14 protein-coding genes are annotated in these 12,210 nt (G+C 61.6%); 7 read left to right on the top strand and 7 right to left on the bottom strand.

Annotation, left to right across the window (positions count from 1 at the left end; all coding sequences use genetic code 11):
* The first annotated feature begins 60 nt into the window (after positions 1-60).
* Entirely contained in the window at positions 61-1,209 is a 1,149-nt protein-coding gene (gene macA, locus HU765_RS14985) for a macrolide transporter subunit MacA (RefSeq protein WP_186621440.1), read from the top strand.
* 2 nt (positions 1,210-1,211) lie between these two features.
* Positions 1,212-3,170, top strand: coding sequence for a MacB family efflux pump subunit (locus HU765_RS14980; protein ID WP_186621438.1), 1,959 nt, complete (start codon positions 1,212-1,214; stop codon positions 3,168-3,170).
* Between the two features lie 26 nt (positions 3,171-3,196).
* On the opposite strand, the gene HU765_RS14975 is transcribed toward HU765_RS14980, so the two are convergent.
* On the bottom strand, positions 3,197-3,925 hold the full coding sequence (locus HU765_RS14975; protein ID WP_186547972.1) for a helix-turn-helix transcriptional regulator: 729 nt from the start codon (positions 3,923-3,925) through the stop codon (positions 3,197-3,199).
* A gap of 256 nt (positions 3,926-4,181) precedes the next feature.
* Between HU765_RS14975 and HU765_RS14970 the strand changes: the two genes are divergently transcribed.
* Complete coding sequence (locus HU765_RS14970) at positions 4,182-4,409, top strand: PLD nuclease N-terminal domain-containing protein (RefSeq protein WP_186547970.1); 228 nt, start codon at positions 4,182-4,184, stop codon at positions 4,407-4,409.
* A gap of 33 nt (positions 4,410-4,442) precedes the next feature.
* Positions 4,443-5,372 carry a ZIP family metal transporter gene (locus tag HU765_RS14965; RefSeq protein WP_186547968.1) on the top strand — a complete coding sequence of 310 codons (930 nt, stop codon included), beginning with the start codon at positions 4,443-4,445 and terminating at the stop codon, positions 5,370-5,372.
* Here HU765_RS14965 and HU765_RS14960 read toward each other — a convergent pair.
* The 5 genes from HU765_RS14960 to HU765_RS14940 form a co-directional block, all read right to left on the bottom strand.
* A complete protein-coding gene (locus tag HU765_RS14960) occupies positions 5,369-5,608 on the bottom strand; it encodes a hypothetical protein (protein WP_186621436.1) in 240 nt (79 codons plus the stop codon). The genes HU765_RS14965 and HU765_RS14960 overlap by 4 nt on opposite strands.
* Complete coding sequence (locus tag HU765_RS14955) at positions 5,605-5,859, bottom strand: DUF6555 family protein (RefSeq protein WP_186621434.1); 255 nt, start codon at positions 5,857-5,859, stop codon at positions 5,605-5,607. The genes HU765_RS14960 and HU765_RS14955 overlap by 4 nt, the downstream gene beginning before the upstream one ends.
* Positions 5,860-6,042: 183 nt before the next feature.
* Positions 6,043-6,594 carry an ATP-dependent Clp protease proteolytic subunit gene (locus HU765_RS14950; RefSeq protein WP_186547962.1) on the bottom strand — a complete coding sequence of 184 codons (552 nt, stop codon included), beginning with the start codon at positions 6,592-6,594 and terminating at the stop codon, positions 6,043-6,045.
* Positions 6,595-6,682: 88 nt separating this feature from the next.
* Positions 6,683-6,946, bottom strand: coding sequence for a hypothetical protein (locus HU765_RS14945; protein ID WP_186621432.1), 264 nt, complete (start codon positions 6,944-6,946; stop codon positions 6,683-6,685).
* A 203-nt stretch (positions 6,947-7,149) separates the two neighbouring features.
* Positions 7,150-8,562 (bottom strand): saccharopine dehydrogenase C-terminal domain-containing protein, encoded by a 1,413-nt coding sequence (locus HU765_RS14940; RefSeq protein ID WP_186621430.1) that lies wholly within the window; start codon positions 8,560-8,562, stop codon positions 7,150-7,152.
* A 190-nt stretch (positions 8,563-8,752) separates the two neighbouring features.
* Here HU765_RS14940 and HU765_RS14935 point away from each other — a divergent pair, with 190 nt between their 5' ends.
* The gene (locus HU765_RS14935) at positions 8,753-8,983 is read left to right on the top strand and encodes a hypothetical protein (RefSeq protein WP_186621428.1); all 231 of its coding nucleotides are present in this window, start codon (positions 8,753-8,755) and stop codon (positions 8,981-8,983) included.
* A 55-nt stretch (positions 8,984-9,038) separates the two neighbouring features.
* Here HU765_RS14935 and HU765_RS14930 read toward each other — a convergent pair whose 3' ends face one another.
* A complete protein-coding gene (locus HU765_RS14930) occupies positions 9,039-9,569 on the bottom strand; it encodes a DUF4142 domain-containing protein (protein ID WP_186621425.1) in 531 nt (176 codons plus the stop codon).
* 207 nt (positions 9,570-9,776) lie between these two features.
* On the opposite strand from HU765_RS14930, the gene HU765_RS14925 reads away from it, so the two are divergent.
* Complete coding sequence (locus HU765_RS14925) at positions 9,777-11,141, top strand: iron-containing redox enzyme family protein (protein ID WP_238344710.1); 1,365 nt, start codon at positions 9,777-9,779, stop codon at positions 11,139-11,141.
* Positions 11,142-11,155: 14 nt separating this feature from the next.
* Positions 11,156-12,100: a class I SAM-dependent methyltransferase gene (locus HU765_RS14920; RefSeq protein WP_186621421.1), complete on the top strand. Its 945-nt coding sequence runs from the start codon at positions 11,156-11,158 to the stop codon at positions 12,098-12,100.
* Positions 12,101-12,210 lie beyond the last annotated feature (110 nt).

Below are 12,210 nucleotides of genomic sequence, written 5' to 3'. Positions count from 1 at the left end.
TGTACGTCTTGCAGCCCGGTCGCTGACCGGGCTCAACCCTGAACGGATTTGTAGTCATTTATGGAAAAGTCGAAGTTGCGCAAAGTCGCTATGGGTGTGGCGCTGGCGGCAGTGGCCGGCTTGCTGTTGTACGCGGTGCAGGCGCCGGCGGAGGCGCCGCAGTACCTGACTGCCACGGTAGAACGCGGTGACATCGAGAACGCGGTGCTTGCCACCGGGTTGCTGGAGGGCATCAAGCAGGTCGATGTCGGTGCGCAGGTGTCGGGGCAATTGAAGTCGCTCAAGGTCAAGGTCGGCGACAAGGTGAAAAAGGGCCAGTGGCTTGCGGAAATCGATCCGCTGGTATTGCAGAACACTCTGCGCCAGGCCCAGGTTGATGAAGAAAACCTGCAAGCCCAAAAGCGCGCGACCCAGGCCCAGTTGCGGCAGACCAAGGCGTTGTACGAGCGTTATCGGAATTTGCAGGAGGACGCCTCCATTTCTCGTCAGGATTTCGAAACCGCACAATCGAATTACGAGGTGCAGCAGGCCAACCTGCTCTCGCTGGAGGCACAGATCAAAAGTGCGCATATCCAGATCGATACCGCCAAGGTCAATCTGGCGTATACGCGGATCATCGCGCCGATTGATGGCGATGTGGTCGGCATCGTCACCCAAGAAGGCCAGACGGTGATCGCTAATCAGTTGGCGCCGATTCTGCTGAAACTCGCCGACCTGGACACCATGACCGTCAAGGCGCAAGTCTCGGAAGCAGATGTGATTCACATCGCGCCGGGGCAGGCGGTGTATTTCACCATTCTGGGCGAAGACAAGCGTTATTACGGCAAGCTGCGCGGCACTGAACCGGCGCCGCAGAACTTCCTCGAAACGCCGCCTGCCGGCACGCCAAAGCAAAACACGGCGGTGTTTTACAACGCCCTGTTCGAGGTGCCGAACCCGGACCATCGCTTGCGTATCTCGATGACCGCGCAGGTGCGCGTAGTGCTCGACACGGCCCGGTCAGTGTTGACCATCCCGGTGGCGGCGCTCGGGGCGCGCAACAGCGACGGCAGTTTTCCGGTGCGCGTACTCGACGCCAAGGGCCAGGCCCAGCCGCGCAATGTGCAGGTCGGGATCAACAACAACGTCAAGGTGCAGATCAATGACGGTCTGGCTGAGGGCGATCGGGTGGTGATCGGTGATCCGGTGTCCGCCGTGGCGGGGTCCTGATCATGGCCGAAGCCCTGCTGCAACTGAGCGGCATCACCCGCAGTTTTACCGCCGGCGACCGCGAATTTCTAGCGCTGAAAGACATCGACCTGAGCATCCATGCCGGGGAAATGGTGGCGATCATCGGTGCGTCCGGCTCCGGCAAATCAACCCTGATGAATATTCTTGGCTGCCTCGATTACGCCACCGCCGGCAGCTACAAGATCAACGGCCGGGAAACCCGTGACCTCGACAGCGAGGCGCTGGCCGAACTGCGCCGCGATTACTTCGGATTTATCTTTCAGCGTTATCACTTGCTGCCGCACCTGAGCGCCATGCACAACGTCGAGATTCCGGCGATTTATGCCGGGACCCCGGAGCCGCAGCGCCATGCGCGCGCCCGCGAGCTGTTGGCGCGCCTGGGCATGGAGCGGCACCTGACGCATCGACCGAGCCAACTCTCGGGCGGCCAACAACAGCGCGTGAGTATCGCCCGCGCCTTGATGAACGGCGGCGAAGTGATCCTCGCCGATGAGCCGACCGGCGCCCTCGACACCACCAGCGGCAAGGAGGTGATGCACATTCTGCAAGAGCTGCACGCCGCCGGGCACACGGTGATTCTGGTGACCCACGACCCGAAAGTCGCGGCCAATGCCGAGCGCATCATCGAGGTCAGCGATGGCGAGATCCTCAGCGACCGGCGCAACGTGCGCGACAGCGAAGCGTCTTCCCCTGACGAGCCGGCCGCGCGGCCAGCCACAGCGGCGCGGCGTCTGGTCGCCAGCCTCGGGCTGTTCAAGGAAGCCTTCAACATGGCCTGGGTCGCGCTGATTTCGCACCGCATGCGCACCTTGCTGACCATGCTCGGCATCGTCATCGGCATCACCTCGGTGGTGTCGATCTCGGCCATCGGCGAGGGGGCCAAGCGTTATGTACTCAAGGATATTCAGGCGATCGGCAGCAATACTATCGATATCTATTCCGGCACCAGTTTCGGCGACAGCCGTTCCGCCGCCATCGAAACCCTGGTGCCCGCCGATGTCGCGGCGCTCAATCAGCTGTATTACGTCGACAGCGCGACGCCGGTGGTCGGGCGCAATCTGCTGTTGCGCTACCGTAACATCGACGTCGATGCCCAGGTCAACGGCGTCAGCGACCTGTATTTCCAGGTACGCGGAATCAAGATGGCGGCGGGCATTCACTTCAGTGAAAGCGATGCGCGGCGCCAGGCCCAGGTGGTGGTCATCGATCACAAGACCCGTCAGCGTCTGTTCGGCGAGCAGGTCGATCCGCTCGGACAAGTGATTCTGATCGGCAATCTGCCGTGCACCGTGATCGGTGTGGCAGCGGAAAACAAAAACCTGTTCGCCGCGAGCAAATCACTCAACGTCTGGGTGCCCTACGAAACCGCTGCCGGACGCCTGCTGGGCCAGCGCTATCTGGACAGCATCAGCGTGCGTATCAAGGACGGCCAGCCAAGCAAAGTGGTAGAAGACAACGTCAACAAGTTGATGCTGCAGCGTCATGGCACCAAGGATTTTTTCACCAACAACCTCGACAGCATCATGCAGACCGTGCAGAAGACCAGCCGCTCACTGGCGTTGTTGCTGTCGCTGATCGCGGTGATTTCGCTGGTGGTCGGCGGCATCGGCGTGATGAATATCATGCTGGTGTCGGTGACCGAACGCACCCGCGAGATCGGCATCCGCATGGCCGTCGGCGCGCGGCAGTCGGACATTCGGCAGCAGTTTCTGGTGGAGGCGGTGATGGTCTGTCTGCTCGGCGGCGCGATCGGCATTTCCCTGTCATATGCCATCGGCCATTTGTTTTCGGTGTTCATCAAAGAGTGGGAAATGGTGTTTTCGCTGGGCTCGGTGCTGACGGCGGTGTTCTGTTCGACGCTGATTGGCATCGTCTTCGGTTTCGTGCCGGCACGTAACGCCTCGCGGCTCGACCCGATCGAGGCGCTGGCACGGGACTGAGGCTCAAGCTCGTGCCAGCGCGGTCATCAGGCGACGCCGGTGGCCGAGCTGTGCTGCGGCGAATACATCCACTTCATGAGTGAATGCCGGCCACTGATGCCCAGTTTGATTGCCGCGCGCTTGAGGTAGCTTTCCACGGTGTTGACCTTCAACTGCAACTGCGCGGCCAGTTCCGGCGCCGTCTGCCCGGCGAGCAGGCCGATGCAAACTTCGCTTTCACGGCTGGACAGTTTCAGCCCCAATTGCTGCAAACGTTCGTTGAAGCGCAGGCGCAAGGTCTCCAGCCCGCTGCTCTCTGGCGTGGTCGCCGGGCTTTGCGGGTCATTATCCAGCGGTTGCAGGGCGTTAATGTGTTTTTCCACCATTGGCAGCAGGACCGGGGAGATGTCCTGCAACAGGCTGCGCTCGCGGGCGGAAAACCGCTCCGACTGATCGTTGCGGTACACCGAAATCACGTAGCGGTAACCGTCCTTTCGCCGGGTCAGGTGCAGTTGCGAGGCGTCGGTGGCGGTCGTGGCGGGGACGGGCGGTAACGCGTCGCTGTGTTCGCAAAACAGCGTTTCGGCCAATAACGCCGCTTCTGTTGCGGGGTCGGGCTCGCTGCGCGCAACCACCGATTCGACGCGCATCTGCCGGATATGCGTGGCGTCGACCGCCAGTTGCGTACGGATCAGGTCATGCAACATCCGCGGAAAATGGCGGCTGCCGGTGCTGGCGATGACTTTGCCGATGTGCGGAAACAGGTGTGAATTCATGTCTTCATCCATGAGTGGCAATGAGTGGCGCGTGTGCCTGAAACACCGGCGTGAAGCTCCTTGACCGGTGAAACGCTGCAGGTTTGGATCCTATCCTAGTACAACGTTTCAGCTTGCGTTCAATCAAGCGCCGTTTGGCCGACGAGAAGCGGCTCCATGCTGGCACAGGCATGGCGGTCCAGTCTCGCCGGGATTTTTTTGAACGCTGGCGTAAGCACGAGGCCCAAATCTGTACCAACCTGTGGAGGACTGCGTCATGAACGAAGCCGTCAGTTATTTTTCGATAGGTATCGCTGTGATTATTCTGCTGGTCGATCTGTGGGCCATTGTCAGTGTGTTTCGCAGTGAAAAAACCGTGGGTGTGAAAGCGGCCTGGGCCATCGGCCTGATCGTGTTTCCGGTGCTGGGCCTGATTGTCTGGGGCATTGCCGGCCCGCGCGGGGTCAAGGAAGGGCCGTCGTCGCCGGAACACAGCAAGGGCTGATCATCGATTCACTTTTTGCCAACAGGGGGCTTCATGTCGCAACCTGCATCGTCTTTCGCCGCACCGTTGCGCGCCTGGTTGAGCCAGTTGTCGCGCAGCGGCTGGGGCGCGCTGTCGTTCTGGCTGACGCTGGTCATTGTCACGGTATTGTTGCTGGTCAGCGGTTACACCGGCCTGGTCAGTGCCAACCGGGATAACCTGCACTTTGCTGCGCTGGGCGGGCTGTCCGGGTTTGCCGCGACGGCGGTGGGCGCCATGGTGGCGCTGGTGCTGCGCGATGTGGCAGCGCGGACACAAGACACCATGCTCGGTTTTGCCGCCGGCATGATGCTCGCGGCCAGTTCGTTTTCCCTGATCCTGCCGGGCATCGAGGCGGCGCAGACGCTGACCCACAGTCCGCTGCTCGCCGCCTGCGTGGTCGTGGTCGGCTTGGGGCTGGGCGTCGCGTTGATGGTCGGGCTTGACCGCTTCGTCCCCCACGAGCACGAAAAGAGCGGCCGACGCGGCCCTCAAGCCGAGCGGATCAATCGGGTCTGGTTGTTCGTGCTGGCCATTACTCTGCATAACCTGCCTGAGGGCATGGCGATCGGCGTGAGCTTCGCCGAGGGCGACATGAGTGTCGGCCTGCCGCTGACCACGGCCATCGCCATTCAGGACATCCCCGAGGGGCTGGCGGTGGCCCTGGCGTTACGTGTGACGGGAATCTCGGCGATTCGCGCCGCTCTGGTCGCTGTGGGGTCCGGGCTGATGGAGCCTTTGGGCGCGATCATCGGCCTGGGCTTGTCCAACAGCTTCGCCCTCGGATACCCGGTTGCCCTTGGCCTGGCCGCGGGGGCGATGATTTTTGTGGTGTCCCACGAGGTCATCCCGGAAACCCATCGCAACGGCCATGAAACCCCGGCCACCCTGGGCCTGATGCTCGGGTTTGGCGTGATGATGTTCCTCGACACGGCGCTGGGTTAGCGCCGGGGCTGCCGGCGCAACTGCATCCACGCTTGATACGCCTCGGTCCGCTTGGCATCGGCCATCGCTTTGGCTTCGTTGAAGCGTTGCCAGGTCTGCGCATCGCGGCGGCTGTCATTGAACAACCGGTAGGCGCTTTCTTCGAGCCGGTCCGCTTCATAGAACAACGCGTTGATACGCGCCGGTTCGTCCTCTTCCACGTGGGCGCGCGAGTCGTTTGACGTTGTCGAAATCATGATGACGCCTCCGTCCAGTCCAGTGCCGCCGTCTCGCGCCATTTCACCTCGGTGATCCCGAACCGTTCGGCCTGGGGCTTGGAGACGACCTTGAGCGGTGGTTTCCCGGGTTTGGGTATGGGCGCAATACCGGCGTCACAACTTGCCCAGTGCCACGCCGCCGCGTTGCACATGCTTTTGCTGCGGATCACGAACGACTTCGCTTGGCCGTGCAGCTTGTATTCGATGGTGAAGATATCGGTTTGCCCCATGCGCTACTCCTTACGCTCATAGGCAAGTGAGTGAAGGCGCAAAGAAAAAATTCCAACGATTTCATGAACGGCATTGCCCGGCAAAAAAAAGCACGGCAAACCCCCCATAGCCAGCGTCGGGCGCTGCCATGAGGCGTATGCAATCGGGTGTAGGAGGTTTGCCGCCTGCGCGGAAGCGAGGGCCTAGCTGTGGATGATCGACGTCACCGATTCGGCGCTGATCATCGGCGGTTCGATGGCGTGGATCAGGCCACAGAGCAGCGCTTGTGACGGATCGATGATGCGCGGGGCGGCGGTCAGGTATTTTTCCGTTTCCAGCCGTTCCCGTGCCTCGGTGGTGCGCTCGGCGACGATCCGCGCATACAGGTACAAGTCGTAATCCAGGCTCATGGCGTATTCCGACATGCGCGAATGGTCGACCGCGCCTTGCAGATGCCAATGGAACGGGTGAAAGAGAAATTTGCTGTGGGTACAGGCCGACCGATGGCGGCCGGCGAGAAAAACGATGTTGCCCATCGATTCCACCGTGCCCAGGTTATGGGTGTGTACCGGAATCGGTAGCGACAAGAGGAAGTTGTACATGGTGAAGCCATAACTGCATTCGCCGCCCATCGTTGCAATGTTGACGATCAGCTTCGAAGCGTTTTGCTGGACCGCGGCCGAGGCTTTTTCGATCAGGTGCCCGCAGGTGGAAGCATTGATCGGGCCGGTGAAATGAATAACGTGGACTGGCATAAATCACCTCGCAATTGAAGGGGCTGGCGCTTGCGCAACTGGGTGGTGTTTAGCGAATGCTGGCTGCCGGCCGGCAACGGCGCGGGGCTCATGAGCCGCGTTCGCAGACCGGCCGGGTGTGCGTTGCGCTTGAATGGCGTTCTGCTTGAGCGATGCCCTGGCTGCGTTCGTAACAGCAGCGCCGCGTGATCGGTGTGGCAACGGAAACGGCCAGTGCCGGGGTTTCGGCGATGTCCTGCGGGGTATCGCTGAGCACGTGAGCCGGTAGTGAACACACTTCCATTTCATGGGCCGGTTCTTCGGCTTTTTCCAGTTGCGGGGCGCATGGCCGGGATTCGATCGAAGCTTTCATGGCGGACCTCGAAGGGAAGGGGCCACGCGCCCGATCCCTGTGTGGCTGTTGATGGGTGTCCGCCGCGGGTCAGATGGCCTATCGTGACCTGATCGCAACAGACACTACTTCCGATAGCCGTCAGCGCGAAAATGTTTTGAAAGTTTTGCCTTGGCCCGATAGGCGGTCAGCGAGTCCCAAGAATGCCCGTTATAGGGCGCCGTTCAGGTGAAACGCAGGTTGCGAAATTGCCACGGATCCTGCTCATCACTTGGCGGATCAATGCCGACATGGCGCTGCGCAAGCGGCGTCCAGTCACTGTAAAAACCTTGCAGAGGGCCGAGATAAGGACGGCACAGTTCGAGGATTTCCCGGTGCGGCAACTCATCCGGTTCGAGGATGCCGCGCCGAGGGTTGCGTATCGTCCAGACCACTCCGGCCATGACCGCCGCGGTGACCTGCAGTGACGTCGCACTGTTGTGCGGGCACAGCGCGCGGGCCTGATCGATGCTCAAGGTCGAGCCATACCAATAGGCGGTTTTCCCATGACCGAGCAGCAACACGCCGAGTTCGTCGCGCCCGCCTGCGATGTCATCGTCGAGCAAGCGTTGCCGCGGTTGTGGTTGCCATTGGCGAGCGGCAAGTTCATGCAGCGACAACAGCGCATCGTCACAGGGTCGGTAGGCGTAATGCACGGTCGGTCGGTAATCGGGATGCGCGCCTTCGCCGACGGTCAGGTATTCGGCGATGGAGATAGCCTCGCTGTGGGTGACCAGAAAGCCGAGGGTCGGCCCGACGCCCGGGGTCCAGGTGCGCACTTGCGTCGCGGCGCCCGGCCGTTGCAGGTAGATGGCGGCCTGGCTGCCGTAGGGGTGTCGTCGGGCATCGGCCGGCAATGCGCGCTCATGGCTGCCCCAACCGAGCTCCGCCGGCTGGCAGGCTTCGGCGATAAAGCCTTCAACCGACCAGGTGTTGACGAACTCGCCGGGCTCCTTGCGCCGGGCGGCATATTGCGAATCGTATTCAGCGATGTGAATGACCTTGACCAGCAACGCTTGGGCGAGCCGCGCCCAATCTTCCCGTGAAGTACAGACCGGATGCTGCTGGCCGATGTCCGCCGCCAGATTTTCCAGTGCCTGCTTGACCAAGTGCGAGACCAGGCCGGGGTTGGCGCCGTGGGTGAGAATCGCCGTGGCGCTGTCCTGAGCGCCACGCAACGCCAGAATGCCGTGACGCAAGGCGTAATTGGTGCAGGCCTGGGGTGGCTGTTCGGCACTGTCATACCCGCCGGCCCAAGGCTCGGTGCAGGTATCGAGATACAGCACGTCGCGCGTCTGGCAAAAAGCGAGCAATGCCTGGCTGGACACTTCGATGGACAGGTTCAAGAGAAAATCGCCGGCGCGCAGTTTCGGCTCCAGGCACGCGTGGAAGTTGTCTGCGGTCAACGCCTGTTGCTCGACCTGCACCCCATAGTCACGAGCCGCTTGCTCGGCGGCCCCGGACGGACAAATCACCCAGACCTGCGATGGATCGAGTTCGATGTGACGCAACAGCAGCGGCAACACGCCACGGCCGATGCTGCCATAGCCAATGATGATCAGACGTGCACAAAACGGTTGGCGTTGGACGGCTGGCATGCGCTTCTCCCGATAGGCGGCGGGGCAGAAAAACCCAAGTCTTTTTATTGCGACCGCATCGGTGCATGACCGTGCCGTTGCATTGCGCCAAGGGGCAGCCGCGGCAAAAAAAACGAACTGCGGCAGTAGCGCGGGCGTCCATGGTTAGGACGATCCACGAACCCGTATTCACCGGTTGAGGAGGCTGCACATGAACGATTACCCCATGGACGAAACCGATTCCGATCACCGCAACCGTCAGTTTGGCCAAGCCCTCGGGCTGGACGCCGACGAAGTCGAACTGTGGGTCAGTGCAATAGAGGAGGACGGCAGCGGCATGGGTTATGTGGTGCACTTTTCCAGCGAGACGCCGGTCGACGTGTTGGCCAAGGTGCCGGGGCTGGGCGCTGACCTGACCATCAATATCGGCCCGATCGATTGAGACGGCGGGCGAGGTGGCGCGGGCGTTGCCTTCGATAGCGGCGACCGCGCCAGCCTCACGGTTTGGTTGACTTCAGGGCGCCCGCCGAGGGTTTGAGTTGTTCCTGCAAATCTTTGGCCTTTTGCGCCTGCTTTTCGATGCCTGGCAGCTCGGTGCTGGCGAAGGCCTTGAGCTGCGGGTTCTCCGAGGACATCGCTTCCTTCTTGAACAGCATCAGTTTGCGTTCGAGGGTCTGCGCCTGGCTGTCGATGTAGACGCGGTCGAACGATTCGTCGCGGGATTCAAGCCGCAGGCGCTTGGCTTTCGAGGCGACCGAGGGTTGCGCCGGCACGTCCATGCGCAACGCTTGCCCCAGTTTCTGGAGCTGCGGATAGACGCGGTCGTGGTCAGCGATCATTTGCCGGGCAAAGTCCCTGACGTCGGGCAGTGCACTTTTTTCCAGGGCGATGCGCGCGCTGTCGTTCTGGAACAGGCTCTGTTCAGCGGCTTCTTCAACGAAGGCATTGAGCGTGACCGCGTAGCACAGCGTGACGGTCTGAAGGCTCAGGAGCAGTGCGGCGAGGCATGTGGTGGCAAGCGTTTTCATGGGCGCATCCCTTTGCGGTTCAGCTTTGGGCAGGGGTCATGAGGTTCGATTGAGCGGCTGGGCGAGGATTCAGAAAAATCGGCGCATGAGCGACAAGCGGCGCAAAGCGCATGTTCAAGGCAAAAAAAAGGAATTATTTTTTCCGTGTTCGACTCTTTTGTTCATGAACAAACTGCTCGCACAAGGCGAAGGTGAACGGCCATGACGATGATCGAAACCGCGATCAAGACCTCTTCCACGACGCGTACTTTTCAGGCGGCCTCGTATCGTCAGGAATATGAGCGGCTGCTGGCCCGGGACTCACAGGCCAGTCGGCAAGCCCGGACGCTGCTGCAAGGGCAACTGCGCCGCGCGGCTGAGCTGTCAAGCGATCTGCCTGCGACCCCTGAAGAGCTTGAACAATGGGCCCAGCATCGTTGCGCGGCGGTGGCCGCGCAATACGCTGAATATTTGCAGGCGCGCCAGCAGGGCGGCGAGCGGCGCTACTTCCGCAACCGCTCCCACGCGCTGTATTTCATTCAGCATGTGGCACCGACGAAAGTGGTGGACGGCGCTTGGCTGGCCGGGATTGCCGCGCACTGGCAGGACCCGCGTTTCGACCATTTGCTCGACACTTACCTGGAAGAATTGGGCGATGGCCTGCCTCGGCAAAACCATGTGCTGATCTACCGCAAGCTGCTCGCCGAGCACGATTGCGACGACCTGCGTGGCCTGACTGACGACCTCTATTTGCAGGGCGCGTTGCAACTCGCGCTGGGCCAGTGCAGCGATGAGTTTCTGCCGGAAGTGATCGGCTACAACCTGGGTTACGAACAGCTGCCGCTGCACTTGTTGATCAGCACCTATGAGCTGCGCGAGCTGGGTATCGATCCGCAGTATTTCCGCTTGCACGTGACCATCGACAACGCCAGTACCGGTCACGCGCACAAAGCCGTGCAGGCGCTGTTGCAGTTGCTGCCGCTGGGTGCCGAGCGTGAGGCGTTTTATCGGCGCGTCAGCCTGGGGTATCGACTCAATGATCTGGGCAAAGGCTCGACCGATGTCATCCAGGCGTTTGATCTGGAGCGGGAAGTGATTGCCATGCTGGAACGCAAATGCGTGTTCGGTCAGCACATGCACTCCGATTATTGCCGCCTCGAAAATCGCACGATCAATCAATGGCTGGCGGTGCCGGGGCAGATGGGCGAGTTCCTCGCGGCGTTGCAGCGCAAAGGCTGGATCAAGCGCGGCGAGCCGGTGGAGCAGAGCCGTTTCTGGCAACTGATCGATGGCAGCGAGGCCGTGATGTTCGGGGTGTTCAGCGGCTATGAAAAACAACTGCTGCGTGACTGGATCACTGACACGCAATACGCCCCGCGGACCCGGCCGCACGTCGCGGCTCAGGCCCCGGGCGCGGCTCAGGACGAAATTGAGGATGCAGAGCTGCTCGCCCTGCGCGAACAGCTCGAACCGCTGACGCCTGGCGAACAGATGCAAGCCTTGTTGCCGTGGCTATCGGCCCGGCGTCACTGGCGGCCGGCGGGGCTGTTTGCGACCCGGCGTTTTGTCGAGTTGCGCGGGCAACTGCGCTGATTTCAGGAGGAAACATGTCAGTACAACAAACGGCGGATCGGGCGTTGCTCGATCTGGGCAAGCGCTTGCTCGACAGCGGTTATCAGTTCATCACCCCGTCACCCTTGACCCATGAGCGCTACTACCAGCGCGTCCCGGTGCCTCAGGCGCGGGATTGGCGCGATGTATTCGGTTGGTCGATGCCGTTCGACCCTGAGTTGTTCAGTGAAGAGGATCGGGCGCTGCTCGATCGCGCCGGAGTGATCGAGCGCCAAGACACGTTGTGGCGCAGCGGCGTGCGCTGGTCGCGGCTCGGCGAGCTGTTGTTTGTGCATTCGGCCTGGCCGACCAGCGACACCGACGCGGTGTTTTTCGGCCCGGACAGTTATCGCTTCGCCCAAGCGATTGACGCGCAGTTGCAAACACGCTTTGCACCGGTCAGACGCGCCGTCGACATCGGCTGCGGCAGCGGCATCGGTGCGGTCGTGGTGGGCCGTTCGCGGCGTGATGCCGAGGTGCTCGCGGTGGACATCAATCCGCGGGCGCTGCGCCTGGCGGCGGTCAATGCCGAACTGGCCGGGGCGAGCAACGTCAGCGTCTATCGCAGCGATGTCCTGGCCAGCGTAGAAGGGCAGTTTGATCTGATCGTTGCCAACCCGCCTTACATGAACGATCAGCAGCAGCGCGCCTATCGCCACGGCGGCGGCACGCTGGGCGAAGGCCTGTCGGTGCGTATCGTGCGCGAGTCGCTGCCGCGCCTGGAAGTGGGCGGCACTTTGCTGGTGTACACCGGAGTGGCGATCGTCGCGGGGCAGGATCCGTTTCGTCAGGCGATCGAGCCGATGGTGTCAGGCGAACAATACGCCTGGACCTATCGCGAACTCGACCCGGATGTGTTCAGCGAAGAACTGCTCAAGCCCGGCTACGAACGCGTCGAACGCATCGCCGTGGTTGCCCTGACCGTGACCCGCGAACGCTGATCGCGGACAATCTGGCTTTTTCAGGGTGGGAGTGAGCTTGCTCGCGAAAGCGGCATCCCAGGCGACATGGATGTTGAATGTTAGGGCCTTTTCGCGAGCAGGCTCGCTCC

It is taken from the genome of Pseudomonas sp. SWRI81 (assembly GCF_014268545.1).
GTDB lineage: Bacteria > Pseudomonadota > Gammaproteobacteria > Pseudomonadales > Pseudomonadaceae > Aquipseudomonas > Aquipseudomonas hamedanensis.
The sequence above is the reverse complement of the archived record's forward strand: the minus strand, read 5'-3'. Positions and strand labels throughout refer to the sequence as shown.